This is a genomic window from Phycicoccus ginsengisoli (assembly GCF_054779295.1).
In genome coordinates this window covers 73728-99551 of sequence record NZ_BAAGYN010000010.1, presented here as the reverse complement: position 1 = coordinate 99551, position 25824 = coordinate 73728, and the positions used below count along the sequence as shown (strand labels likewise).

Genomic DNA, 25824 nt, shown 5'->3' with positions numbered 1-25824 from the left:
GGCCCATCCTTGGGGTCGAGCGCGCTCTCGGCAACGGGGAGACCACCCGACATGCCAGCGGGCCGGCACACCATGTGGTGTGCCGGCCCGCTGGTCGGATGGTGCGGGGGTCAGCCCGCGGCGTCCTCCGAGGTCGCGGGGGCCGCTGCCGGCTCCTCGCCACCCTCGGCGGAGTCGCCACGACCGCGACGACGGCGGTTGCGGCTGCGGCCGCCCTCGCGACGCTCACCACGGTCCTCGGAACGACCCTCGCCGCCCTCGGCGTCGGACTCGTCGTCGGAACCAGCGTCGGACCCTGCGTGGGACGCAGCGGCGGCCTCGGAGGCGGCGCTGTCGGACGCGGCACCGTCGGAGGCCACACCATCGGACGCAGCGGCAGCGTCGCCGCCCTGGCCCTCGGGGAGCACCGCAGCCAGCGAGAGCTTGCCGCGCGGGTCGATCTCCTTGAGCTCGACCTGGACCTTCTGGCCGACGGCCAGGACGTCCTCGACGGCGTCGATCCGCTTGCCACCGACGAGCTTGCGCACCTCGGAGATGTGCAGCAGGCCGTCCTTGCCGGGCAGCAGGGAGATGAACGCACCGAAGGTCGTCGTCTTGACGACCGTCCCGAGGAAGCGCTCGCCGATCTCCGGCATCTGCGGGTTCGCGATGGCGTTGACCATGGCGCGAGCCGCCTCCGCCGACGGACCGTCGGTGGCGCCGATGTAGACCGTGCCGTCGTCCTCGATCGAGATGTCGGCGCCGGTCTCGTCCTGGATCTGGTTGATCATCTTGCCCTTCGGCCCGATGACCTCGCCGATCTTGTCGACCGGGACCTGCACGCTGATGACGCGAGGAGCGAAGGGGCTCATCTCGTCGGGCGTGTCGATGGCCTCGTTCATGACGTCGAGGATGTGCAGGCGGGCGTCGCGGGCCTGGGTCAGCGCGCCGCCCAGCACCGAGGCGGGGATGCCGTCGAGCTTGGTGTCGAGCTGGATGGCCGTGACGAACTCGCGGGTGCCGGCGACCTTGAAGTCCATGTCGCCGAACGCGTCCTCGGCGCCGAGGATGTCGGTGAGCGCGGCGTACTGCGTCTCACCGTCGACCTCCTCGGAGATCAGGCCCATCGCGATGCCGGCGACCGGGGCGCGCAGCGGCACACCGGCGTTGAGCAGCGACAGGGTGGAGGCGCAGACCGAGCCCATGGACGTCGAGCCGTTGGAGCCGAGGGCCTCGGACACCTGGCGGATCGCGTAGGGGAACTCTTCGCGCGTCGGCAGCACGGGCATGAGCGCCCGCTCGGCGAGCGCGCCGTGGCCGATCTCGCGGCGCTTGGGCGAGCCCACGCGACCGGTCTCACCGGTGGAGAACGGCGGGAAGTTGTAGTTGTGCATGTAGCGCTTGCGCGTCACCGGGGAGAGGGTGTCGAGCTGCTGCTCCATGCGCAGCATGTTCAGCGTGGTGACACCCATGATCTGGGTCTCGCCGCGCTCGAACAGCGCCGAGCCGTGCACGCGCGGCAGGACCTCGACCTCGGCGCCGAGGGCGCGGATGTCGGCGAGGCCACGGCCGTCGATGCGGACCTTGTCGCGCAGGATGCGCTGGCGGATGAGCTTCTTCTGCACGGAGCGGTAGGCCGCGGAGACTTCCTTCTCCCTGCCCTCGAACTCCTTGCCCTCACCGGCGAGGGACCCCTTGACGGCGTCCTTGATCTCGTCGATGCGCTCCTCGCGCTCCTGCTTGCCGGCGATGGTGAGCGCCTGCGCCAGGTCGGCGGAGGTGGCGGCCTCGACCGCGGCGTACACGTCGTCCTCGTAGTCGAGGAAGATCGGGAACTCCTGGACGGGCTTGGCAGCCTTGCTCGCCAGCTCGGCCTGCGCCTCGCAGAGGACCTTGATGAACTTCTTGGCGGCCTCGAGGCCCTCGGCCACGACCTCCTCGGTCGGAGCCTGCTTGCCCTCGTTCTTCACGAGGTCCCAGGTCGACTCGGTGGACTCGGCCTCGACCATCATGATGGCGACGTCGCCATCGTGGGTCATCCGGCCGGCGACGACCATGTCGAAGGTCGAGCGCTCGATGTCGCTGAAGTTCGGGAACGCGACCCACTGGCCGTCGATGAGGCTGACCCGGACACCACCGACCGGGCCGCTGAACGGCAGGCCCGAGATCTGGGTCGAGGCGCTGGCCGCGTTGATGGCGAGCACGTCGTACTGGTGGTCGGGGTTGAGCGCCAGGACCGTGATGACGACCTGGACCTCGTTGCGCAGGCCCTTGGTGAAGGTCGGGCGCAGCGGCCGGTCGATCAGGCGGCAGGTGAGGATGGCGTCGGTCGACGGGCGACCCTCACGACGGAAGAACGAGCCGGGGATCTTGCCCGCGGCGTACATCCGCTCCTCGACGTCGACGGTCAGGGGGAAGAAGTCGAAACCCTCGCGCGGGTGCTTCCCGGCGGTGGTGGTGGAGAGGAGCATCGTGTCCTCGTCCAGGTACGCGGCGACGGCGCCGCCGGCCTGCTTGGCCAGTCGTCCGGTCTCGAACCGGACCGTGCGGGTGCCGAACTTGCCGTTGTCGATCGTGGCTTCGGCGACAGTGATCTCTGGACCCTCCATGGGCCCTCCGTTCTGTTCTCTCAACGAACCTCGCGCATCGTCGTTGTGCGCGGGCTTCCTTCTGTGGTTCCCGTATTCAGTTGTCCATGCGAAAAGGACGGCCCCCGTGCGGAGGCCGTCCCAGTCGGATGCTTATCGGCGCAGGCCGAGGCGCTTGATCAGCGAGCGGTAGCGCTCGATGTCGACGCTCTCCAGGTAACGCAGGAGGCGGCGGCGACGGCCCACGAGGAGGAGGAGCCCGCGGCGGCTGTGGTGGTCGTGCTTGTGCGTCCGCGAGTGCTCGGTGAGGTCTTTGATGCGCTGCGTGAGCAGGGCGATCTGGACCTCCGGCGAGCCGGTGTCGCCCTCGGCGGTGGCGTACTCGGCCATGATCTTCTTCTTGACGTCGGCTTCCAACGACATGGGGCGACACTCTCCTTCTCAGGGTTGTTGCGCGGTGCGCCGGGGCTTGATCCACCGGGCTCTCTCGATCCGCGGCCGTTCTACGGCAGTGCTCAGGCTACCAGCGGGCCGATGGGGTCCCTAATCGGTGAGGTCCACGCGCCGAGCCGCCCCGCGCGCCTGGTCCCAGCCGTCGGGGGTCGGGTCGGTGGCCCTGGCCACGTCCGCGGGGACGCCCAGCTCGCGCACGAACGCCTCTCGCCGGGCCCAGTATGCCGGCTGGCGCCCGTAGCGCCGGTCGAGCCGGCGGAGCTCGACCTCACCGGCCGTGACGTGCCGCCCCGGGGTCCGGCCCAGGCGCTCGCGCCGCACGTCGCGCGCCCGGCGCCACTCGAACCCCGCCTTGCGCCGGGCAGTCGGGCGGTCGTAACGGGGGCGGCTCACGTAGGGGTCGACCTCGTCGGGGTGGGCAGCGTCGAGGTGTGCCGGGAACCGGCGGCCGGCGTTGTCCCGGGCGGCCCTGCTGTCGAAGGGCAGCATCTCGTTCCCCTCCGCGTCGAGGACCGCAAGGCGCAGGCCTGCGGCGTCGAGCAGGCGCACCAGGCTCGCCACCTGGAGTGAGCGCGCTCCCGACTCGGCCGCAGCGACGGTGGACTGGGGGATGCCGGTGAGGGCCGCGAGGTCTCGCTGGCTGAGGTCGGCCCGGCGACGGGCCGTCGCCACCGTCCCCGAGAGGTCGAAGTCGCTCATGGTTCCCCCTGCGTCCTGTTTCGCTGCGTCGTCACGGGGGCGCTCCCCCGCGTCGACGACACTGTGGCAGGGGGCTCGGACAGCCGGTCGGCGGTGGGGCGCGCAGGGTCGGCGCCGGCACGAGGGACCTGAGGTGCTTCGCTGCTGCTACGTCACTGACCACAGTGCGGATCAGGGACGTAGCAGGTGACACATCGATCCGGATCCGTGCTACGTCACTGACCACAGTGCGGATCAGGGACGTAGCACGCGCAACACCCGTCGGCAGGTGGGTTTGGCCGCCCGCAGGCCCAGGGGTGGCCCACCGTCAGGTCGGGGTCGGGTCAGGGCGCGGGCAGTGCGCCGGTGAGGGTGGCGTGCAGGTCCGCAGGGAGCTGCACGCCGAGGCCGCGGGCCGCGAGCCAGGCCGCGCCCCCGACACCCGAGCCGCAGCGAGTCATCCGGGCGCCCGGCCACCGCTCGGCAATCCTGTCCTCCACGAGCGAGTGCAGGCGCGGCGTGCCGAGCATGCCGCCCCCGAGCACGACGACGCCCTCGTCGCCCGCGTCGCGCACCTGCCCCAACGTGGCGACGAGCTCGTCCGCCGCCGCCACGAGGATCCCCGTCGCCGCCGCCGACCCGGCCTCGGCGCACTCGACCACGACGCGGGCCAACTCGGAGATGCGGACCGGCTCCACGGCATACGCGGCGCCGACGACGGCCTGGCGGTCCACCTCCGCGCGGCCGGTGAGGTGCTGGGCGACCGCCTCCGCCAGCGGGTCGCCCGGGCTCGGGACCGGCGCGCAGGCGTGCCGCACCGCCGCCCGGCCGATCCAGAACCCCGAGCCGTGGTCGCCGAGCAGCCAACCCAACCCGTCGGCCACCCGTCCCGCGCGGCCGCCGACGAACTCCCCCGCGATCGCACCGGTCCCGCTGATCAGCACCGACCCGTCCGGCTCGGGCGTCCCCGACGCGAACGCCACGTCGATGTCGCCGATGAGGACCGGCCCCCCGGGCAGCCCCAGCTCGTGCCACACCTGCGCGAGCGCCTCGTGCGCGCCCGTCTCCGAGCCGAAGCCGGCCGCCCCGATGACGTTGCCCCGCACGAGCGACCGGTCCACCCCCTCGAGCGCCTGCTCGAGGGCGGACCGGATCGCGGCCATGGCCGGGCCGACCCCGCGCGCGACCGGGTTGCCGCCCCCGGCGAGCCCGGTGCCCAGGACGTTCCCGTGGAGGTCGGCGACGAGGGCGCGGCTGCTGGTCCCCCCGACGTCCATGCCGGCGACGAGGGTCACAGCAGGCGACGGAGGCGACCGGCGTACCGCGCCTCGAGCGCGTTGTTGTGCTCGTCCCCCTCGGGGATGTTCGCCGACAGGTAGACGGGCGGGGTCTCACCCCTGGCCACGAGCCGCGCCAGCGTCTCGGCCACCATCATCTGAGCCAGCAGCGCCGCCGTGATCGACGACAGGCCGCAGGCCGTCCCGCCACCGGGCAGCGGCAGCACCGCGTCGCCGTACGGCGCGCCGTTGTCGAGCACGATGTCCGCCACCTCGTAGAGCCGCAGCCCGCTCGGGTGCCGCGAGGTCACCTGCGTCGTGTGCGCGAGCGACGTGACCGCGATGAGCGGGTGCCCCTTCTCCTTCACCAGGCGCGCGAACTCGACGATGCTGCCGTTGCCACCGGAGTTCGAGGCGATCAGGAAGACGTCCTGCGGCTGGGCGTCGAGGGCCAGGTCGTAGATGTACCGCGCGAGCGAGGGCTCGCGCTCCAGCAGTCCGGCCCGCTCCGGGTCGCCGGCCGCGTCGTCCGCGCCGTCCGCGCCGGCAGCCGCCACCGCATCACGCAGGGCCAGCCGGTTCGTGGGGATGAACCCGCCGGCGCGCCCCGCGATCTCCATCGCGAACGCCTCGGAGTGACCCGTGCCGAACGCCTGCAGGACGCCGTTGCCGGCGACGCAGTCGGCCATGAGGTCGGCCGCCGCGGCGATCCCCTCCGCCTGCGACGTCGCCACCGCCTGGATCGCCTCGGCCGCGACGGCCGCGTATGCCGCGCCGCTCAGCTCACGGCCGGTCGGGACGGAAGCTGCGACGGGTTCGAGGGTCGGTGCCATGGAGGTTTCCTCTCGGTGGGGTGCTCAGCGTGCGGTGCTCGGGGTGGCTTAGTCGGGCCGGGGGCCGCGCCGGTCAGCCGGGTGGCCAGCCGCGCCACTCGTCGGCACGGATCGCGTAGACGGCCAGGTCGGTCCACTGGTCCTTGAACCACGAGGCGCGCTCGAAGTAGGCCTCCCGGCGCATGCCCAGGCGCTCGCAGATGCGTGCCGAGGCGTCGTTCTGGCCGTCGAGCCTGGCCCAGACCCGGTGGACCTCCAGCTCGTCGAACGCCACCCGGAGCAGCGCGCGGGCGGCCTCGGTCGCGTAGCCCTGACCCTGCATGTCCGGTGCGAGCACCCAGCCGATCTCGGCCTGCCGTCCGTCGGCGCCCTCCGGGCCGTCCAGGTGCAGCAGCACGTCGCCGATGACGCGGCCGTTCAGCTCGACCGCGAGCGTGCAGGCCGGGTGCGCGGGCTCGACCCGACCGGCCGTGGCGCGCTCGGCCACCATGTCCTGCACCTGCTCGAACGTCTTCGGCGGGCCCGGGATGTACCGGACGACGTCCGGCACGGAGCGGTAGGCGAACACGTGCCGCTCGTCCCCGGGGCGCAGGCTGCGCAGCACGAGGCGCTCGGTCGTGATCGGGAGCCGCACGCGCGGCATACCTGCTCCTGCCTCCGGGCCTGGCGCGGACCGGACGGGTCGACGCGGACTAGAGGTTGATCATGTGCCCGGCGATGCCCTCGATGGCCTCCTTGACCGCCTCGGACAGGGTCGGGTGCGCGAACACGTTGCGGGCGACCTCGTCGGCCGTGAGGTCCCACTGCTGGGCCAGCGTCAGCGCCGGCAGCAGCTCCGTGACCTCCGGGCCGATCAGGTGCGCACCGAGGAGCTCGTTGTGCTTGGCGTCGGCGACGATCTTGACGAAGCCGACGCCCTCGGCCATCCCCCGCGCCTTGCCGTTGGCGGAGAACGGGAACGAGGCGGTCTTCACGTCGTAGCCGCGCTCCTTCGCCTGCTCCTCGGAGTACCCGAACGAGGCGATCTGCGGCTGGCAGAACGTCGCGCGCGGGATCATGTCGAAGTTGATCTCCATGGTCTCGGCGCCGGCGATCGTCTCGGCCGCCACGACGCCCATCGCCTCGGCGGTGTGGGCGAGCATGAGCTTGCCGGTGACATCACCGATGGCGTACACGTTCGGGACGTTGGTGCGGCCGCGCTCGTCGACGGCGATGGCCCCACGGTCGGTGAGCTGCACGCCGGTGCTCTCCAGGCCGTAGCCCTCGAGGCGTGGGGCGAACCCGATGGCCTGCAGCACCTTGTCGGTCTCGAGCACGGTCGACTCGCCACCGGCCGCGGGCGACACGGTGACCTTGACCTTCTCGCCGCTGTCGTCGATCGACTCGACCTTGGTCGACAGCAGGACCTTGACCCCGAGCTTCTTGTACTGCTTGAGCAGCTCCTTGGACACGTCGGCGTCCTCGGTCGGCACCATGCGGTCGAGGAACTCCACGATCGTCACGTCGACCCCGAAGTTCTTCATCACGTAGGCGAACTCGACACCGATGGCGCCCGAGCCGGCGATCACGATCGACTCCGGGAGCTGGTCGGTGAGGATCTGCTCCTCGTAGGTGACGACGCGGTCCGAGAGCTTCGTGCCCGGGATGAGCCGGGTCGTCGCGCCGGTCCCGATGATGAGGTTGTCGAACGTGATCGAGCGCCGCTCGCCGGACGTCAGCGCGACGTCCATCGAGGTCGGGCCGGTCAGGGTGCCCCAGCCCTCGAGCTCCTCGATCGTGTTCTTCTTCATGAGGTAGTGGACGCCCTTGGCGCTGGCCTCGGCGACCTTGCGGCTGCGGGAGTGCGTGACGGTGAAGTCCATCCTCGCCTCGCCGGTGATGCCGAAGGTGGCCTTCTCCTGCGTGATGATGTGGGCGATCTCCGCGTTGCGCAGCAACGCCTTGGAGGGGATGCAGCCGACGTTGAGGCAGACCCCGCCCCAGTACTTCGACTCGACGATCCCCACCTTCTTCCCGAGCTGCGAGGCGCGGATCGCCGCGACGTACCCGCCGGGACCGGCACCGAGGACAACGACGTCGAAGTCAGCCATGACGGCAAGCCTACTGACTGTCCGCGGACTCGCCGCCGAGGGTCACCCCTCGGGCGCCGAGGGTCACCCTCAGGCTCCGAGGGTGACCCTCAGGCTCCGAGGGTGACCCTCACCCTCCGAGGGTCACCGCTCAGGCGGCGAGCGCGGCCTCGGGTGCCGGGGCCGGCGCGGCGCGACGTCCACGCAGCACGGCCCGCAGCCGCCAGGCCCCGAAGACGGCGAGCAGGCTGATGGCCACGTGCGCGCCGATGAAGACGCTGCCGAGCCCGGCACCCAGGAGCAGGCCGGCGACGAGCGGCCCGACGGCCGAGAACCCGGTCTGCAGGGCGGTGAAGAGGCCAAGGGTCGTCCCGACCAGCCCCGAGGGGGCGAGGCTCGCCGTGAGCGGGTTGAGCACCGGGGCATACATCGTCTCGCCCACGGCGAAGATCCCGAACGTCGTCACGAACAGGGTCGCGGCCAGCTCGGGGGACGACCCGGCGACCACCGACGCTCCGGCGAGCACCAGCCAGGACACGGTCCAGATGGCGCCGACGGCCACGAGCAGCGCGGGCCCGCTGCGCCGCGCGGTCAGGCGCACGACCACCATCTGCAGGGCGATGATGACGACGCAGTTGACCGCGGCCGCGAGGCCGATGGTCGTCTCGTGGACGTCCAGGACAGTGAGGGCGTATGCCGGGAGGCCGGACTCGAACTGCGCGTAGAAGCCGAGGGCGAGCGTCACGGTCACCAGGGCGGTCCAGCGCAGCGCCGGCACCGCCCAGATGAGGCGCCACGCCTGCCGCACGCCGGGAGCCCCGACCTCCTCGACCCTGCCCGCACCGGTGTCGACCGTCCCGGTGTCGATCGCCCCGAGACCGGCCGGCTCGACCGGCTCGAGGGCGGAGCCGGTGGTCGCGGACCCCCAGCGGCGCGAGCCCGCGAGCAGGATCAGGCCCGAGGAGACGGCGAAGCCGGCCGCCGCGGTCGCGAACGCGGGCCACATGCCCGACTCCCGGTCGAGGTCGACGACGTAGCCGGCCGCGAACGCGCCGACGGCCATGCCGAGGGCCTGTCCGGTGAACTGCCAGGCGAAGACCGTGCGCCGGTCGCCGCCACCCACCCAGCGCAGGACGAGGACGGCCTGGGCCGGGGCGGCCGCCGTGATCCCCAGGCCAAAGACGAACATCCCGGCCAGGAACGCGCCGGGCGAGTCGGCGAACCCGAGCCCGATGGCCCCGGCGGCGGCGACCACCTTGGAGGCGACGGCCACGAGCACCGGGGAGACGCGGTCCGCGAGCCGGCCGCCGAGGGGTGCCGCGAGCAGCGCGCCGACCGAGAACAGGCTCGAGGCCGCGGCGGCGGCGAGCGAGCCCCAGCCGCGCGTGGTCGCGGCATACGCGTACTGGTAGGGCAGGACAGTGCCCCAGCCGAGCATGGCGACGGCGGAGGCGAGGATGAGCAGGCGGGCACGCATGGAGGGGTCAACGTTTCTTCGATAACGAATATTTCGATTTCGAAAGATAGCATGCGAGGATGCCCCCATGACACCGAGGTCGAAGGCCCGGCGCAGCGCCCAGGAGCAGTACCGCGACGCCGTGGCCAGCTATGTCGCCGCTGGCGGCGAGGAGTCGGTCCAGCGCGTGATCACGGCCGTGAACTCCCTCAGCCACAAGCTCGAGCAGTGGTACACCCGCCAGCTCGCGGACCTCGACCTGTCCCACGGCGAGTGGTCGGTCATCGCGCTGCTCGCCACCTCGGAGGGGCACCCCGTGACCCCCACCCGCCTCGCCGACGCCGGCAACGTGGCCCCGTCCTCGATGACCCACCGGCTCGACAAGATGACCGAGCGTGGGCTCGTCCGGCGCTCCCCCGACCCCGAGAACCGCACCCGGGTGCTGGTCGAGCTGACGACCCGTGGGTGGGAGCTGTTCGAGGCGGCCGTGCGCGAGGCGAACGTGGTCGAGTCAGACGTGCTCGCGCCGCTGACGCGCGAGGAGCGCGACCAGCTGGCCGCGCTCCTCGAGGTCGTGATCACCGGGCTCGACGAGATCGACCCGGCCTAGGTTCGCTCCTCAGCCGGCGAGCTCGGGGAACCAGATGGCGATCTCGCGCTGCGCCGACTCCGGCGAGTCCGAGCCGTGGACGATGTTCTTCTGGACCTTCTCGCCCCAGTCGCGGCCGAGGTCGCCGCGGATCGAGCCGGGGGCGGCCTCGGTCGGGTTGGTCGCGCCGGCGAGGGAGCGGAAGCCCGGGATGCAGCCCTGCCCCTCGATGACGACTGCAGCCACCGAGCCGCTGCTCATGAACTCGACGAGCGGCTCGTAGAACGGCTTGCCCTCGTGCTCGGCGTAGTGGGCGGCCAGGCGGTCCCGCGTCGGGGTGGTCACCGCGAGCGCGACCAGGGTGTAGCCCTTGGCCTCGATGCGGCGCAGCACCTCCCCCGTGAGGCCTCGGGCGAACCCGTCGGGCTTGACCAGGACGAGCGAACGTTCGATCTGCGCAGTCACGGCCGCCACCCTACCCAGCGGCGCGGGTGGACCACCCGGCGGTGCGGCGACCTACCCGGCGGCGCGGGTGGCCCACCCGGCGGCGCGGCGACCTACCCGGCAGCGTGGTCGGCGCCGTGCACGCGGTCGCGCTCGGCCACCTGCTGCTCGACGCGGTGGCACAGGACGAGCGAACCCACCCACAGCAGGGTGAAGATCAGGCCGACGCCGAGCATGGCCGGCACGACGACCGCGCTGAGGAACGTCAGGACCTGGATGAGCCACCCGAGGCTCACGCCCCACGGTCGGCGCATGGCCCCGGCGGCGAGGAAGCACAGCACCGCCAGACCGATGCCGACCCACAGCCAGGCATGGGCGTTGTCGTCGCCCTGCGCGAGTCCCACGCCCCGGGCCACCAGGGCGCCGAGGAAGAAGACGACACCCTGGGCGGCGAGCACCGTGGCGAGCATCCGCCAGGTGAACTTGCCGAGCGCGCCGTAGAGGACGATGCCCTTCATCGCCGGCCGCGGCCGTTCTCGCGCCAGCGCACGAGCAGGAGGAACGCCACCACCACGAGCAGCACGACGACGAGCACCTTCATGCGACGAGCGTATGCCGTGTGCCGGCCCCTCGTGCGCGGCGGCCGGTCCGGGCGAGCCCCCGGCTCCCGGGCCACCCGGTAGGTTGCGCGGGTGCGCTGGCCCCTCGCCGTGTCGAGCCTCGGGATGCCGGAGGCCGACCTCACGACCTTCCTCGGCCTTGCCGTGCGCCACGGGTGCACCGGGGTGGAGCTGCGGGCCGCGCCCGACCAGCCCGTGCACGTCGGCCTGTCCCCCGCCGACCGGGCGTCGGTGAGGACCGCCCTGGCCGACCACGGCCTCACCGCCCTCGACGTGTCCTCCTACGTCCGCGTCTGCCCGCCCGGCGACGACTCCGCCGTGGTCGCGGACCTGCGGGCGCACCTGAGGCTGGCCGCCGACATCGGGGCCCTGGGGGTGCGGGTCTTCCCGGGCGGGGTGGGCGACGGCCACGACGACGAGCGCGCCCGGGGGCGGCTGCGCTCCGTCCTGGACGAGGCGCGCGACCTCGGCGCCGACGTCCTCGTGGAGACGCACGACAGCCATCCCACCGGGGCAGCGGTCGCGCGCCTGCTGGAGCCGCTGCCGGGGGCCGGGGTGGTCTGGGACGTCCTGCACACCTGGCGCAGCGGCGAGGCGCCGGCCGACACCGTGGCCGCGCTGGGCGGCTTGCTGCGGCTGGTCCAGGTCAAGGACGCCGCCGGTCCGGGTCCCCGGGACCCGCTCACCCTGCCGGGCGAGGGGGTGCTGCCCGTCGCCGACGTGCTGGCGCAGCTGCCCCGCACCGGGTATGCCGGGTGGCTGAGCCTGGAGTGGGAGAAGTCCTGGCATCCCGGTCTGCCCGACCTCGACGCGGCCCTCGCGGCCACCGGGCCCTGGCTCGAGGCGGCGCAGGCACAGGACCAATGGAAGGACCAGGCGTGAGTCGGTCGACCTTGACGGTGGCGTTCGGGATGCGGGACGGCCTGCGCGAGCGGCTGTTCACGCCGGACGCGCTCAGCCGGCTGGAGCGCGTCGCCGACGTGCGGTCCGACGTCTGGAACGGTGGCGCCCCGTCCGACGCCGAGGTCCTCGTCACCGGGTGGGGCTGTCCGCCGCTCGACGAGGCCGCGTTGGAGGCCCTGCCGTCCCTGCGGGCGGTGGCCCACTGCGCCGGGTCGGTCAAGCACCACGTCACCCCGGCCGCCTGGGCCCGCGGCATCCAGGTCACCAGCGCCACGGCCGCCAACGCGCTGCCCGTCGCCGAGTACACGGTGGCGGTCGTCCTGCTCGCCGGCAAGGCGGTGTTCGAGGTCGCCGAGGAGTTCCGGCGCACCCGCACGCCGGTCGACTGGTCCACCTCCTTCCACCACATCGGCAACGTCGGCAAGCGGGTCGGCATCGTGGGCGCGTCCACGATCGGCCGCAGGGTGATCGAGCTGCTGGCCCCGTTCGACCTCGAGGTCGTCGTGTCCGACCCCTACCTCGACGACGCGGGCGCTGCCGCCCTCGGCGTGTCGCGGGTCGAGCTGGACGAGCTCGTCGCCACCAGCGACGTCGTCTCGCTGCACGCCCCGGACCTGCCCGAGACCCGCCACCTGCTCGACCGGCGGCGGATCGCCTCGATGCGGACCGGGGCCACCGTGGTGAACACCGCCCGCGGCGCCCTGGTCGACACGGCTGCCCTCACGCAGGCCGTGCTGGACGGACGGATCCGGGCCGTGCTCGACGTGACGGACCCCGAGCCGCTGCCGGCCGACTCGCCGCTGTGGGACCACCCGGGCGCGCTGCTGACCCCGCACGTGGCGGGATCGCTCGGCACCGAGCTCACCCGGCTCGGGGACCTCACCGTCGCCGAGGTCGAGCGGTTCGCCGCCGGCCTGCCGTTCGCCCACCCGGTCAGCCCCGAGGAGCTCGCCCGCCGGGCCTGACCCCTCCGGGTCCGGCTCAGACCTCGGTGCCCTCCGGGTCCGGCTCAGACCTCGGTGGTGCCGAGCAGCATCCGCACCTCGGCCGCCGTGGTGACGGACCCGGTGGCGAGAACGCCCCCGGAGACGCCACCCTCGTCGGCGAGGCCGGCCGCGGTGTCGAGGGCGTCCGGCAGGTTGCGCACGACCGTCACGCGGTCCTCACCGAAGACGTCGACCGCGAGCTCGCCGAGCTCGTCGGGGTCCATCGCCCGGGGTGAGGTCGTCCGCGACACGACGACGTGGTCGAGCACGGGCTCGAGCACCTCGAGGATCTCGGTGGCGTCCTTGTCCTTGAGGATCGCGATGACGCCGACGAGGCGGGCGAAGTTGAACGACTGCTCGAGCGCCTGCCGCAGGGCGACCGCCCCGGCCGGGTTGTGCGCAGCGTCGACGACGACGGTCGGCGACCGGCGCACCACCTCGAGGCGCCCGGGCGACGCGGCCTTGGCCAGGGCCGACCGCACGACGTCGGGGTCGAGCCTTGTCTCGCCCCCACCGACGAACGCCTCCACCGCCGCGACCGCGCTCATGGCGTTCTGCATCTGGTGCGGGCCGAACAGCGGCAGGAACAGGTCGTCGTAGTCGCCGGCGAGCCCCTGCATCGAGAACTGCTGGCCGCCGACGGCGACGTCGCTGGCCTTGAAGCCGAAGTCGACGCCCTCGACGGCGAGCCGGGCACCGACCTCCAGGGCGCGCTCGCGCAGGATCTCGACGACCTCGGGGTGCGGCTGCAGGGCGGAGACCGCGATCGCGCCCTCCTTGATGATCCCGGACTTCTCGGTGGCGATGAGCTCGACCGTGTCGCCGAGGAAGTGCTGGTGGTCCAGGTCCACCGGCGTCACGACCGCCACCGAGCCGTCGGCGACGTTGGTCGCGTCCCAGCGACCGCCCATGCCCACCTCGACGACGGCGACGTCGACCGGCGCGTCGGCGAACGCGGCATACGCCACGGCCACGAGCACCTCGAAGTAGGTCATCCGCGGGCCGCCCTCGGCGACCGACCGGGCGTCGACCAGCTCGATGAAGGGGATGACCTCGTCGTACGCGGCGAGGAACTTCTCCGCGCTGATCGGCTGGCCCGACAACGCGATCCGCTCCCGCATGGAGTGCAGGTGCGGGGACGTGAACCGGCCGGTCTTGAGGCCCAGCTCCAGCAGCAGCGTCTCGACCACCCGGGTCGTCGACGTCTTGCCGTTGGTGCCGGTGAGGTGGATGACGGGGTACCCGCGCTGCGGGTCCCCGAGCAGCTCCATCACCGCGGCGATGCGGTCCAGGCTCGGCTCGAGGTCGTGCTCGGGGGCGCGGGCGAGGATCGCCTCCTCCACCTCGCGCATCCTCTTGGTGACCTCGAGCTTGTGCGCGGCCTCCAGCTGGGCGGCGTCGGGCCGGCCGGAACGCCCCGGGTTCGTCGAGCCGGCCATCAGAGCTTCATCACCTTGATGCGCACGGGCTCGCCGTCGCCGACGAGCGCCTCTGCGACGTCGGCGCGCTGCGGGAGCGCGTCGAGCTGGGGCGCCGACCCGAACTGGCCGGCCAGTGTCTCCTCGACGATCAGCGACTGGTGGGCCACGGTGGCCTCCCAGACCGCCTGCGAGCCGGTGACGGTCAGGGAGATCCGGTCGGAGACCTCGAGCCCGGCGTCACGCCGGGCCTGCTGGACCGCCCGCACGACGTCGCGCGCGAGCCCCTCCTGGGCCAGCTCGGGAGTCACCACCGTGTCGAGCACCACGAAGCCGCCACCGGGCAGCATCGCGGTCGCGGTGGACCCACCCTCGGCATCGTCGACGACCGTCTCGAGGGTGTACTCCCCCTCGACGAGCTCGAGCCCACCGGACGTGACCGTCCCGTCGGGTGCCACCGACCAGTCGCCGGACTTGCTGCCCTTGATGGCCTGCTGCACGTCGCGACCCAGGCGCGGACCCGCCGCACGGGCGTTGACCGTGAGCTTCTGCGAGATGCCGAAGTCGGCCTCGCTCGCCTCGCGGATGTCGCGCAGGACGACCTCGCGGACGTTGACCTCGTCGGCCACGATCGCACCGAAGCCCTTGAGCGACAACGCATCCGGGACGACGACCGTCAGCCGGGCGAGCGGCAGCCGAACGCGCAGGCCCCCCGCCTTGCGCAGCGACGACGCCACCGAGCAGACCTCGCGGGCCCGGTCCATACCGGCGACCAGCGCGTGGTCGGACGGAAGATCCGAGGCCTCCGGCCAGTCGGTGAGGTGCACCGAGCGGCCGCCGGTCAGGCCGCGCCAGACCTCCTCGGTGACCAGCGGCAGCAGGGGTGCCGTCACGCGGCTCACGACCTCGAGGGCCGTGTAGAGCGTGTCGAACGCCTGCTCGGCGCCCGCGCCGCCGGCCTGGCCGCCGGTGTCCCAGAACCGCTCGCGCGAGCGGCGGACGTACCAGTTGGTCAGGACGTCGACGAAACCGCGGGTGGTCTCGCAGGCGCTCGCCACCTCGTACGCGTCGAGCTGGCTCGTCATCGTCTCGACGTACTCGCGCAGCTTGGCGAGCAGGTAGCGGTCCAGCGGGTCGGTCGAGGCGGTCGACCACTTCGCGGCATACCCCTCACCACCCCTGAACGCGTTGGCGTACAACGAGAAGAAGTACCACGTGTTCCACAGCGGGATGATCACCTGGCGCACGCCGTCGCGGATCCCCTGCTCGGTGACGACGAGGTTGCCGCCGCGCAGGATCGGGCTCGACATGAGGAACCAGCGCATCGCGTCGGCCCCGTCGCGGTCGAAGACCTCGCGCACGTCGGGGTAGTTGCGCAGCGACTTGGACATCTTCTGGCCGTCGGAGCCGAGCACGATGCCGTGGCAGATGACCGAGCTGAACGCGGGCCGGTCGAACAGCGCCGTCGCGAGGATGTGCAGCGTGTAGAACCAGCCGCGCGTTTGCCCGATGTACTCGACGATGAAGTCGGCCGGGAAGTGGTGCTCGAACCAGGCGGCGTTGTCGAACGGGTAGTGCACCTGGGCGTAGCTCATCGACCCCGAGTCGAACCACACGTCGAGGACGTCCTCGACCCGGCGCATGGTGGACTTCCCGGTCGGGTCGTCGGGGTTCGGGCGGGTCAGCTCGTCGACGAACGGCCGGTGCAGGTCGACCTCGCCGTCACCGTTGCGCGGCAGCCGGCCGAAGTCGCGCTCGAGCTCCTCGAAGGAGCCGTAGACGTCGATCCTGGGGTACTGCGGGTCGTCTGAGCGCCACACGGGCACGGGGCTGCCCCAGAACCGGTTGCGCGTGATCGACCAGTCGCGGGCGTTCTCCAGCCACTTGCCGAACTGGCCGTGCTTGGTGTGTTCCGGCGTCCAGGCGATCTGCTCGTTGAGCTCGAGCATGCGCTGCTTGAACTTGGTCACCTCGACGAACCAGCTCGAGACGGCCTTGTAGATCAGCGGCTGCCGGCACCGCCAGCAGTGCGGGTAGGAGTGCGCGTAGGACTCCCGGCGCAGCAGCACCGTGCCCTCGGTGGTGGAGCCGTAGAGCTCGTGGCGGACGCTGTCCTCGTCCTGGCCTGCTGACGCGACCACCGCGTCCGGGGTGATGTTCGTGCGGTTCTTGAGGTGCTCGATGATCGGGGCGTTCGCGTCGAAGACGAGCATCCCCTCGTACTCGCTCACCGGGAAGGTGAAGCAGCCGTCGGGCCCGACCGGCATGACCGGCTCGATGCCCTCGCGGTCGGTGACCACCTTGTCGTCCTCGCCGAACGCGCCGGCGCTGTGGACCAGGCCGGTGCCGTCGCTGGTCGTGACGAAGTCGGCCTCGACGACGCGGTGGGCGTTCTCGTGGCCCTCGTAGTAGGAGAACGGCGGCGTGTACGAGCGCCCCAGCAGGTCACGGCCGGTGAGCCGCTCCACGACGTACGGCTCGACGTCCGCCTTGGGGTCCCCGAAGAGGTCACGCGCGTAGGCGACGAGCCGCTCGGCCCCGATGACGTACCGCTCCGTGCGGCCGGTGGGGACGTCGGTCTCGACCACGACGTAGTCGATGTCCGGGTGGACCATGACCGCGAGGTTGCTCGGCAGCGTCCACGGGGTGGTCGTCCAGACCAGCGCCAGCTCGCCGGTCTCGAGCCGCACGCCCACGGTGACTGCCGGGTCCTGGCGGACCTGGTAGACGTCGTCGTCCATCCGCAGCTCGTGGTTGGACAGCGGCGTCTGGTCGTTCCAGCAGTAGGGCAGGACGCGGAAACCCTCGTAGACGAGGCCCTTGTCGTGCAGCGACTTGAACGCCCACATCACCGACTCCATGTAGTCGGGGTTGAGCGTCTTGTAGTCGTGGTCGAAGTCGACCCAGCGGGCCTGGCGGGTGACGTAGTCGCGCCACTCGTCGGTGTACTTCAGCACCGAGCTGCGGCACGCCGCGTTGAACTTCTCGATGCCGAGCTCGACGATCTCGTCCTTGGTCTTGATGCCGAGCTGGCTCATCGCCTCGAGCTCGGCGGGCAGGCCGTGGGTGTCCCACCCGAACCGTCGCTCGACCCGGCGCCCGCGCATCGTCTGGTAGCGCGGGATGAGGTCCTTGACGTAGCCGGTCAGGAGGTGGCCGTAGTGCGGCAGGCCGTTGGCGAAGGGCGGCCCGTCGTAGAAGACGAACTCGTTGTCGCCGTCCTCGCCGGCCGGGCGGTTCTCGACCGATGCCTGGAAGGTGCCGTCCTCGTCCCAGTAGCGCAGGATGCGCTCCTCGATCTCGGGGAAGCGCGGGGAGGCGGGGACACCCGCGGTGGCGGGCTGGTCGGCGCTGTCGTTGGGGACCTTCGGGTAGGCCATGGGGTCCGGGTCCTTCGTGGTCGTCGCTCTCGTGTCACGAGGACGACGTCGCCGGGACTCCCCGGCTCCACCGCGGTACCACCTCGCTTGCCGCAGCCGGTCCGCACGAGGTGCGTCCGCGGCATACGACCGCTCTTGCCCAAGGCCGTGACGTGGCCCTGACGTCCGGTTCTAGTGAGCACCACCCGGTGTGCAGGGTGCCGCCGTTCTTCCGGAGGCTCGCCGGTGATGGCCGGGTCGACGCCTGTCCGCACAGTCTAGCCGCAGTGGCGAGGGTCTCGTCGCGGGCGTCCCAGCAGGTCGCGGGCCGGGTGTAGGGTGACGCCGTCGCCCTCGGGTGACACCACGACGCCTTTCCAGGGGAAGCCGGTCCAACTCCGGCGCTGACCCGCAACCGTAGGCCACCGCGAGGTGGCGAGCCGGAATGCCTGGAAGCGCGGAGCGGCTCCATTTCCGTCGAGGTACGCGGGGCGGAGCCCGGACCCAGTCCGAGCTGCCCCCGGTTGTCCGCGCGAGCGCGGCACCGGGGTTTGTCACGTCTGGTGCCGGTGCCCGTTGCGCCACCTCTCCTTCCGAGAGGCACCATGCAGCTCCTTCCCACCAGCAGCCGCGCGGTCGGCGTGCTGACCCTCGCCGTCGCGGCGGCCCTGCTCACCCCGGGCTCCGCCCTGGCCGCGACCACGCCGTCCCCGACGACGACCACGACGTCGGCAGCCACCGCCACGGGCACGTCGAGCCCCACCACGGCTCCCACCACCGCGACCACGGCGGCCCCGACCACGAGCGGGCCGACCACCACCACACCGTCGGCCACGACGAGCACCACGACGGCGGCGGGTTCCCCGACGACGTCGCCGACCGGCGCCGGCCCCACGGCGACCACCGCCCCGACCACCGCGCCCACCACCGCGACCGGCGGCCGGCTCGTCCGCGGGGGTGACAGCACCCGCTACGGGCTGGCGGCCCCCGCCGGCCCCGCGACCTCCACGGACCCGACGCTGGTCGCAGCCGGCTTCATCGACCGGGAGCTTCGCGCCAAGGGCCACCACTTCGCCCTCACCTTCGACGGGGTCGACTACCCCGACTACGGCGTGACCCTGGACGCCGTCCTCGCGCTCGACGCCGCCGGGGCGGGCCAGGCCGAGGCAGCCGCTGCCACCGCGTACGTGGCGGACCACCTCATGGACTACATCTCCTCGACCCAGTACGACCCCACGGGCCTCTACGCGGGCGCCACCGGGAAGACGCTGCTCGCAGCCGTGGCACAGGGTGTGGACCCGCGGTCCTTCGGCGGCGTGGACCTCATCGCCACGCTGACCTCCCTCGAGACGCCGTCGGGCCGCTTCTCGGACAAGTCCGCCTTCGGCGACAACTCCAACCTCATCGGCCAGTCCTTCGACGTGCTGGCCCTGCGCCGCGCCGGCGTCGCCGTCTCGCCCGCCTCGGTCGACATCCTGCGGGCCAACCAGTGCGCCGACGGCGGCTTCCGCCTCCAGTTCGACAAGGCCCCGTGCTCCAGCGACCCGGATGTCACGGCCTTCGCCGTGCAGGCGCTCATCGCCACGAGCGGCACGGGGGACGCGGACGCAGCCCGGGGGCTGGACTACCTCGCCGGTGTCCAGCTCGCGAACGGCGGGGTCGGGGGCACGGGTCCGACGGCCGGTGCCAACGCCAACACCACGGGTCTTGCGGGACAGGCCTTCCTCGCCGGCGGCCGCACTGCCCAGGCGCGCTCCGCCCAGGCCTTCCTGCGCGGCCTCCAGTACGGGTGCACGGCACCGGTGGCACTGCGCGGTGGCATCGCCTATGACGCCGCCTCGAAGGCCGGGGCGACCGCGGTGACCGACCAGGACCGGCGCTCGACCACCCAGGCGATCCTCGCCCTGGCGGGCACTCCTCTCTCGGCCGTCTCCGCTGCCGGCGCCGTCGCGAACGCCCCCGCCCTGAGCTGCACGGCGGGTCCGACCACCAGCACCGGCTCCCCCCGGCCGACGACCACGACCACGGCGCCTGCAGGGAGCCCGGCCTCGTCCGGCAACGCCGCGTCCGGCGGCGCCGGGTCGGGCGGCACCGCCGGCCCCGCCCCTGTCGCGGCCTCCGCCACCCCGGGCTCTCTGGCCTTCACGGGCAGCGACATCGTCGCGATGACGGCGCTGGCCCTGGTCCTGCTCGCCGCCGGTGGCCTGGCCATCGGGCTCGCCCGCCGCAAGGGGGCCCACGCCTGATGCGCCGTGCGGCTCGCCTCCTCGCCGCGGCCCTGCTGGTCGCCGCCGGCGGCCTCGCCCTCCCGGGCGAGGCCGCCGAGGCGGCCGCGTGCTCGGGGAGCACCGGCGTCACGGTCGTCATCGACTACGGCTCGTCGTCCACCACCTCGTGCGCGAGCTCGGGTGGGTCCGCCATGACCGTCCTCAAGCGGGTGGCGTCGGTGGTCAGCCCACAGCGGTACCCCGGCAGCGTGGTGTGCCGGATCAACGGCATCCCCTCGAGCGACCCCTGCGTCACCATGCCGCCGGGGGACGCCTACTGGGCCTTCTTCCATGCCTCTCGGGGTGGTGCGTGGGTCTACAGCACCGCCGGCGTCGCCGCGTACACCCCGGCGCCCGGGACCGTGATCGGCTTCGCCTTCGGCGCCGGGGGCGCACCCAGCTCGGCGCCCCCGGCGGCCGCGCCCAGGCCGGCCCCGAAGCCCACCCCCTCCTCCACGTCGAGCACGCCCCGAGGCACCGGCACCTCGTCCTCGCCCCGGCCCCCGAGCTCCTCGCGCCCGTCGACCCGGACGACCGTGCTGCCCAACGGCAGCACCGCGACCGTGCCGGCCACGCCGAGGACGACGACCCCGGCGTCGAGCCCAGCGACCACCACCGCGACCGGCTCGGCGACCAGCCCGACCAGCCCGACGAGCGCCGAGCCGACCCCGACCAGCGGCGCCAGCGAGCAGACCGCCGCCTCGGCGGCCACCCAGCCGGCCGGCGGCTCCGGCACGCCCACCACGCTGCTCGCCGGCGTGGGCCTGGTGACGCTGGTCGGCGCCGCGGCGGCATACCTCGCCCTGCGCCGGCGCGCGCAGCACGACTGAGGCACGCATGAGCAGGTTCGGCACCCCCCTCCCCCGCCACCTCCACCCGGTCGCCTGGTGGGTGTGGGCGGTGGGGCTGGCCGTCGCCTGCTCGCGCACGACCAACCCCCTGCTGGTCCTGCTCGCCGTGGGCGTCGCCGCGTTGGTGGTCGTCGCCAAGCGCGGCAGCTCGCCGTGGGCGCGGGCCTTCCGGCTGTACCTCTGGCTCGGCCTGTTCGTGGTCCTGGTCCGGGTGGGTCTGTACGTGCTGGTGGGCTACAAGTTCGGGGAGCACCGGATCTGGACGCTCCCCAGCGTGGACCTGCCCGGCATCACCCTGCTGGGGCCGCTCTACGTCGAAGGGTTGCTGGCCGCCGCGGTGGAGGGGCTGCGGCTGGCCGGCATCATCGCCTGCATCGGTGCGGCCAACGCGCTGGCCAACCCCAAGCGGCTGCTGCGCGCGGTGCCTGCCGCCCTGCACGAGGTGGGGACCGCGGTCGTCATCGCCGTCACGGTGGCCCCCCAGCTCGCCGAGAGCGTGCAGCGGGTGCGCCGGGCACGCGCGCTTCGCGGCGAGGGGGGCACCGGGATCCGCGCCGTCGGCCGGGTGGCGCTCCCCGTCCTGCAGGACACCCTCGACCGCTCGCTGGTGCTCGCCTCGGCGATGGACTCGCGCGGGTACGGCCGCCGCGTGGACCAGCGGCCCTGGGCGCGCCGGACGACGGCCACCCTCACCCTGGTCGGGCTGCTCGGGGCCGCCGTCGGGACCTACGGGCTGCTCGATGCCACCACCCCCTCCCTCGCGGGGGCGCCGATGCTCGTCGCCGGGCTCGCGCTGTGCGCAGCCGGCCTCGTGGTCGGGGGTCGCTCCGTGCACCGGACGGTGTACCGGCCGGACCCGTGGTCGGTCGCCGAGTGGGTCGTGGCCGGCAGCGGCGTCGTGGCCGCGGTCGCGATGCTCGTGCAGGCCGAGCGCGACCCGTCGGTGCTCACCCTGCCCCTCACCCCCCTGGCGCCGCCGGCCCTGCCGCTGCTCGCCGTCGCCGGGCTGCTCGTCGCGGCCGTGCCGGCGTTCCTGGCCCCCTCCCCGCCCGTCCCCAGGCGGGAGAGGACGTCGTGAGCGCGCCCGTCGTCGTCCTCGACGACGTCACCGTGCGGTATGCCGGCGCGCCGGCTCCCACCCTGCGCGCGGCGTCCGCGGTAGTACGCGAGGGCGAGCTCGCCCTGGTGGTGGGCCGCACCGGGTCGGGCAAGTCCACCCTGCTGGGCGCCGTGACCGGCCGGGTCCCCCACTTCACCGGCGGCCACCTCTCCGGGCGGGTGACCGTCGCGGGGCTCGACACCCGGACCCACCGGCCGCGCGACCTGGCCGGCACCGTCGGCGTGGTCGCCCAGGACCCGCTCGCCGGCTTCGTCACCGACACCGTCGAGGAGGAGCTCGCCTACACGCTCGAACAGCTCGGGGTGGGCCCCTCCGCGATGCGCCGGCGGGTCGAGGAGGTCCTCGACCTGCTCGGCATCGCCGAGCTGCGCGACGCGCCCCTGCGCGACCTGTCCGGCGGGCAGCAGCAGCGGGTGGCGATCGGGGCGGTGCTGACGGCCGGCCCTCGGCTGCTGGTCCTCGACGAGCCGACCTCGGCGCTCGACCCGGCAGGGGCGGAAGAGGTGCTGGCCACCGTGAGCCGGCTGGTCCACGACCTCGGCCTGACCGTCGTGATGTCCGAGCACCGTCTCGAGCGGGTGGTCGGCGCTGCCGACGTCGTCCTCGCCGTCGGGCCGCACGGGTCGGTGCGGCAAGGGTCGCCGCGCGAGGTGATGGCCGACTCCGCCCTCGTGCCACCGGTGGTCGAGCTGGGCCGGTGGGCGGGCTGGGACCCGTTGCCGCTCACCGTGCGCGACGCCCGGAGGGCCGCCGCCGCCCTGCGGCAGGAGCTCGGCCGACGGCCCGCGCCCCGCACGGACGAGGCTGCGCCCGCAGCCGCCGTCCTGGTGCGGTCCCGGGCGGTCGAGGTGCGGCACGGGCGCGTCGAGGCCGTCCGCGGCGTGGACCTCGACCTGCGCGCCGGTGAGGTCGCGGCCCTGATGGGACGCAACGGGTCGGGCAAGTCCTCGCTGCTCTGGGCCCTGCACGGCACCGGTCGTCGCAGCGCCGGGGCGGTCAGCGTGGGCGCTCCGGACGGCCCGGGCACCGACCCCTCGACCGTGTCACCGCGCACCCGCAGACGCCTCGTGGGCCTCGTGCCGCAGAGCGCGCCCGACCTGCTCTACCTCGACACCGTGGCCGCGGAGTGCGCCCAGGCCGACCACGAGTCCGGCGCCCCTCCTGGGACGACGCGTGGGCTGCTCGACCGGCTCGCACCCGGCGTCCACGACGGCACCCACCCCCGGGACCTGTCCGAGGGCCAGCAGCTCGCGCTCGCGGTGGCGGTCCAGCTGGCCGCGGCACCACGCGTGGTGCTGCTCGACGAGCCCACGCGCGGACTGGACCACCCCGGCAAGGAGGCACTCGTCGAGCACCTGCGCTCGCTGGCGGCGGACGGCCGCGCCGTCGTGGTCGCCACCCACGACGTGGAGTTCGCGGCCGACGTCGCGGACCGCGTCGTCGTGCTCGGCCAAGGCCGGGTGGTCGCCGACGGGACCGCCCGGGACGTCCTGGCCGACTCCCCCGAGTTCGCCCCCCAGGTCGCCAAGGTCCTGGCGCCGGTCCGCCTGCTCACCGTGGCCGAGGCCGTGGCGGCCGTCGCCACCCTGCAGCGGCAGGAGGTGGCGCCGTGAGCCGGCGGACCGGGATGACGCAGCCCGCCTCGGCCGCGCCGCCGGGTGGGCAGCAGGCCCTGACCGGGCGGGTCCGCGCCGCCGTGGTCCTGCGCCCCCGCGCGACCGCCGCCCTGGCGCTGGTGTCGGTCGCCGGCCTGCTGGCGTTCCTCTGGCCCCTGGTCGTGACCGCCGGCTCGGGGCTGGCGCGCGGTGCCGACGCCCCCCTCGTGTTCGCCCTGCTCCTCCCGCTGCTGCTCGCCGTCGTGCTCGCCGAGATCTCCGAGGGGGGCCTGGACGTCAAGGCCGTCGCGATGCTCGGGGTCCTGTCGGCCGTCGGCGCCGCCCTGCGACCCCTCGGGGCCGGGACCGCCGGGTTGGAGACGGTGTTCTTCCTGCTCGTGCTGGGAGGCCGGGTCTTCGGGCCGGGCTTCGGGTTCGTCCTCGGGTCGACCACGCTCTTCGCGTCCGCCCTGGTGACCGGCGGGGTGGGTCCCTGGCTGCCCTACCAGATGCTCGGCGCGGCCTGGGTCGGCCTCGGCGCGGGGCTGCTGCCGCGCGTACGCCCGCGGTGGGAGGTGCCGCTGTTGTGTGCCTACGGTGCGGTCGCGGGCCTGCTGTACGGCGTGGCCCTCGACTTCTCGTTCTGGCCCTTCGCGACCGGGCTCGACAGCCACCTGTCGTTCGTGGCCGGGGCGCCACCGTGGGAGAACCTGCGCAGGTTCGCGGTCTTCTCCGTCGCCACCAGCCTCTGGTGGGACCTGGGCCGCGCCCTCACGAACGTGGCGCTCATCGCGGTGACCGGCCGTGCGGTCCTGGGCACCCTGCGGCGGGCCGCGCGCCGGGCCGCCTTCGACGCAGAGGCCGGCTTCGACGCAGAGGCCGGCTTCACGGCCGGGCCCGGCACGGGGGCTGCCCCGGCCCCTCAGCCGGCCGCCCGGCATACGCTGCAGGGATGACGACCACCACCGACCTGGCTGTCGACACGGTCACGGACCCCGACGTCAAGGCGGGCTTCGGCACCGACGAGTCCGTGGGTGCCACCGCGCCCGGCGACTTCGAGGTCGTGCGCGCGCGAGACCTCGCCGACGTCGTGGAGGTGATGCGGTGGGCGCACGAGACCGGCACGCCCGTGGTGCCGCAGGGTGCGCGCAGCAGCCTCACCGGCAGCTCGGTCGCCATCGAGGGCGGCATCGTCCTCAACACCGAGCGAATGGCCTCGATCACCATGATCGACCCGCTGGAGGGCCTGGCCGTGTGCGGCCCCGGGGTCCTGAACAAGCAGCTCAAGGACGCGGTGGCCGAGCACGGCCTGTTCTACCCGCCCGACCCGGCCTCCTCGGCGTTCTGCACCATCGGCGGCAACGTCGCCACCAACGCCGGCGGCCTGTGCTGCGTCAAGTACGGCGTCACCGCCGACTACGTCCGCTCGCTGCAGGTCGTGCTGGCCGGCGGCGAGGTCATCCGCACCGGCCACCGCACGGCCAAGGGGACGGCGGGGCTCGACCTCACCGGCCTGTTCGTCGGGTCCGAGGGCACGCTCGGCGTCGTCACCGAGGTCACGACCCGGCTGCTCCCCGCGCCCGACCCGGCGCTCACCGTGCTCGCGACCTTCGACTCCCTCGACGGGGCGAGCGCCGCCATCGTCGCGCTGCGGCGTGAGCGCCACGTGCCGAGCCTGGTCGAGCTGATGGACCGCGCCGCCGTCGCCGCGGTGCAGGCGCTGGCCGACTACGGCTTCCCCGGCGACTGCGAGGCGGTGCTGCTCGTGCAGTCCGACCGGCCCGGACACACGGGCGAGGACGTGCAGCGGTATGCCGGGCTGCTCACCGATGCGGGAGCGAGCGAGGTCGCGGTGGCCGACGACCCGGCCGAGGCGGACCTGCTGCTCGCCGGGCGCCGGGCACTGAGCCCCGCCCTCGAGGCCAAGGGGCCGCGGTACCTCGAGGACGTGTGCGTCCCGGTGGGCCGCCTCACCGACCTCATCCGCGAGGGGCAGCGCATCGCCGCCGACCACGGGCTCGAGATCGTCATGGCGGGGCACGCCGGCGACGGCAACCTGCACCCGAGCATCTTCTTCTCGGCCGACGACCCCTCGAGCCGAGCGCGGGCGCACACGGCGTTCAGCCAGGTCGTGACGGCCGCGCTCGGCATGGGCGGCACGATCACCGGCGAGCACGGGGTGGGGACGCTCAAGGCGCCGTGGCTGGCCGAGGAGCTCGGCACCGCCGAGCTGGAGCGGCAGCGGGCGGTCAAGGCGCTCTTCGACCCCCGCGGCGTGCTCAACCCCGGGCGCGTGTACTGGTCCTGAGTGCGTCGTGGACGGTGGACCGACCGTGGGC

Annotated in this window: 22 protein-coding genes; 9 read left to right on the top strand and 13 right to left on the bottom strand. The window is 73.3% G+C overall.

Translation table 11 applies throughout. The features are described 5' to 3' along the window. Nucleotides 1–110: 110 nt before the first annotated feature. The 8 genes from ACYVDO_RS16285 to ACYVDO_RS16250 all read right to left on the bottom strand — a co-directional run bounded on the left by ACYVDO_RS16285 (nucleotide 111) and on the right by ACYVDO_RS16250 (nucleotide 9354). Entirely contained in the window at nucleotides 111–2588 is a 2478-nt protein-coding gene (locus ACYVDO_RS16285) for a polyribonucleotide nucleotidyltransferase (protein ID WP_460937801.1), read from the bottom strand. Between the two features lie 132 nt (nucleotides 2589–2720). Continuing rightward, nucleotides 2721–2990, bottom strand: coding sequence for a 30S ribosomal protein S15 (rpsO, locus tag ACYVDO_RS16280; RefSeq protein WP_460937799.1), 270 nt, complete (start codon nucleotides 2988–2990; stop codon nucleotides 2721–2723). 120 nt (nucleotides 2991–3110) lie between these two features. After that, nucleotides 3111–3719, bottom strand: coding sequence for a helix-turn-helix domain-containing protein (locus tag ACYVDO_RS16275; protein WP_460937797.1), 609 nt, complete (start codon nucleotides 3717–3719; stop codon nucleotides 3111–3113). A 323-nt stretch (nucleotides 3720–4042) separates the two neighbouring features. Continuing rightward, nucleotides 4043–4993 (bottom strand): N-acetylglucosamine kinase, encoded by a 951-nt coding sequence (locus ACYVDO_RS16270; protein ID WP_460937795.1) that lies wholly within the window; start codon nucleotides 4991–4993, stop codon nucleotides 4043–4045. Next, nucleotides 4990–5808 carry a sugar isomerase domain-containing protein gene (locus tag ACYVDO_RS16265; RefSeq protein ID WP_460937793.1) on the bottom strand — a complete coding sequence of 273 codons (819 nt, stop codon included), beginning with the start codon at nucleotides 5806–5808 and terminating at the stop codon, nucleotides 4990–4992. The genes ACYVDO_RS16270 and ACYVDO_RS16265 overlap by 4 nt, the downstream gene beginning before the upstream one ends. A 73-nt stretch (nucleotides 5809–5881) precedes the next feature. Then, the gene (locus ACYVDO_RS16260) at nucleotides 5882–6451 is read right to left on the bottom strand and encodes a GNAT family N-acetyltransferase (RefSeq protein WP_460937791.1); all 570 of its coding nucleotides are present in this window, start codon (nucleotides 6449–6451) and stop codon (nucleotides 5882–5884) included. A 49-nt stretch (nucleotides 6452–6500) separates the two neighbouring features. Next, a complete protein-coding gene (gene lpdA, locus ACYVDO_RS16255) occupies nucleotides 6501–7898 on the bottom strand; it encodes a dihydrolipoyl dehydrogenase (protein ID WP_460937789.1) in 1398 nt (465 codons plus the stop codon). Between the two features lie 130 nt (nucleotides 7899–8028). After that, entirely contained in the window at nucleotides 8029–9354 is a 1326-nt protein-coding gene (locus tag ACYVDO_RS16250; RefSeq protein WP_460937787.1) for an MFS transporter, read from the bottom strand. Nucleotides 9355–9421: 67 nt separating this feature from the next. Here ACYVDO_RS16250 and ACYVDO_RS16245 point away from each other — a divergent pair, with 67 nt between their 5' ends. Next, nucleotides 9422–9943: a MarR family winged helix-turn-helix transcriptional regulator gene (locus ACYVDO_RS16245; protein ID WP_460937786.1), complete on the top strand. Its 522-nt coding sequence runs from the start codon at nucleotides 9422–9424 to the stop codon at nucleotides 9941–9943. Between the two features lie 9 nt (nucleotides 9944–9952). On the opposite strand, the gene ndk is transcribed toward ACYVDO_RS16245, so the two are convergent. From ndk to ACYVDO_RS16230, 3 genes are all read right to left on the bottom strand, one after another. After that, nucleotides 9953–10387, bottom strand: a complete 435-nt coding sequence (gene ndk / locus ACYVDO_RS16240) for a nucleoside-diphosphate kinase (protein ID WP_460937784.1) — start codon at nucleotides 10385–10387, stop codon at nucleotides 9953–9955. A 92-nt stretch (nucleotides 10388–10479) separates the two neighbouring features. After that, nucleotides 10480–10884 (bottom strand): DUF4233 domain-containing protein, encoded by a 405-nt coding sequence (locus ACYVDO_RS16235; RefSeq protein WP_460937782.1) that lies wholly within the window; start codon nucleotides 10882–10884, stop codon nucleotides 10480–10482. Then, nucleotides 10881–11042, bottom strand: coding sequence for a hypothetical protein (locus ACYVDO_RS16230; protein ID WP_460937780.1), 162 nt, complete (start codon nucleotides 11040–11042; stop codon nucleotides 10881–10883). Before ACYVDO_RS16230 ends, ACYVDO_RS16235 begins: the two co-directional genes overlap by 4 nt. 16 nt (nucleotides 11043–11058) lie before the next feature. Here ACYVDO_RS16230 and ACYVDO_RS16225 point away from each other — a divergent pair, with 16 nt between their 5' ends. Beyond that, on the top strand, nucleotides 11059–11868 hold the full coding sequence (locus ACYVDO_RS16225) for a sugar phosphate isomerase/epimerase family protein (protein WP_460937778.1): 810 nt from the start codon (nucleotides 11059–11061) through the stop codon (nucleotides 11866–11868). Continuing rightward, nucleotides 11865–12854, top strand: a complete 990-nt coding sequence (locus tag ACYVDO_RS16220) for a hydroxyacid dehydrogenase (RefSeq protein ID WP_460937776.1) — start codon at nucleotides 11865–11867, stop codon at nucleotides 12852–12854. Before ACYVDO_RS16225 ends, ACYVDO_RS16220 begins: the two co-directional genes overlap by 4 nt. Nucleotides 12855–12898: 44 nt before the next feature. On the opposite strand, the gene ACYVDO_RS16215 is transcribed toward ACYVDO_RS16220, so the two are convergent. Together ACYVDO_RS16215 and ileS are read right to left on the bottom strand one after the other, a co-directional pair. Continuing rightward, entirely contained in the window at nucleotides 12899–14314 is a 1416-nt protein-coding gene (locus tag ACYVDO_RS16215; protein ID WP_460937774.1) for a bifunctional folylpolyglutamate synthase/dihydrofolate synthase, read from the bottom strand. Continuing rightward, on the bottom strand, nucleotides 14314–17673 hold the full coding sequence (ileS, locus tag ACYVDO_RS16210; protein WP_460937773.1) for an isoleucine--tRNA ligase: 3360 nt from the start codon (nucleotides 17671–17673) through the stop codon (nucleotides 14314–14316). Before ileS ends, ACYVDO_RS16215 begins: the two co-directional genes overlap by 1 nt. A 584-nt stretch (nucleotides 17674–18257) precedes the next feature. Here ileS and ACYVDO_RS16205 point away from each other — a divergent pair. The 6 genes from ACYVDO_RS16205 to ACYVDO_RS16180 are packed head-to-tail and all read left to right on the top strand — an operon-like array spanning nucleotide 18258 to nucleotide 25793. After that, the gene (locus ACYVDO_RS16205) at nucleotides 18258–19898 is read left to right on the top strand and encodes a hypothetical protein (RefSeq protein ID WP_460937771.1); all 1641 of its coding nucleotides are present in this window, start codon (nucleotides 18258–18260) and stop codon (nucleotides 19896–19898) included. Continuing rightward, a complete protein-coding gene (locus tag ACYVDO_RS16200; protein ID WP_460937769.1) occupies nucleotides 19898–20749 on the top strand; it encodes a hypothetical protein in 852 nt (283 codons plus the stop codon). The genes ACYVDO_RS16205 and ACYVDO_RS16200 overlap by 1 nt, the downstream gene beginning before the upstream one ends. Before the next feature lie 7 nt (nucleotides 20750–20756). Beyond that, nucleotides 20757–21848, top strand: a complete 1092-nt coding sequence (locus ACYVDO_RS16195) for an energy-coupling factor transporter transmembrane component T (protein ID WP_460937768.1) — start codon at nucleotides 20757–20759, stop codon at nucleotides 21846–21848. Next, nucleotides 21845–23503, top strand: coding sequence for an ABC transporter ATP-binding protein (locus ACYVDO_RS16190; protein ID WP_460937766.1), 1659 nt, complete (start codon nucleotides 21845–21847; stop codon nucleotides 23501–23503). The genes ACYVDO_RS16195 and ACYVDO_RS16190 overlap by 4 nt, the downstream gene beginning before the upstream one ends. Next, on the top strand, nucleotides 23500–24441 hold the full coding sequence (locus ACYVDO_RS16185; protein WP_460937764.1) for an ECF transporter S component: 942 nt from the start codon (nucleotides 23500–23502) through the stop codon (nucleotides 24439–24441). Before ACYVDO_RS16190 ends, ACYVDO_RS16185 begins: the two co-directional genes overlap by 4 nt. Beyond that, a complete protein-coding gene (locus ACYVDO_RS16180) occupies nucleotides 24438–25793 on the top strand; it encodes an FAD-binding oxidoreductase (RefSeq protein ID WP_460937762.1) in 1356 nt (451 codons plus the stop codon). Before ACYVDO_RS16185 ends, ACYVDO_RS16180 begins: the two co-directional genes overlap by 4 nt. Nucleotides 25794–25824 lie beyond the last annotated feature (31 nt).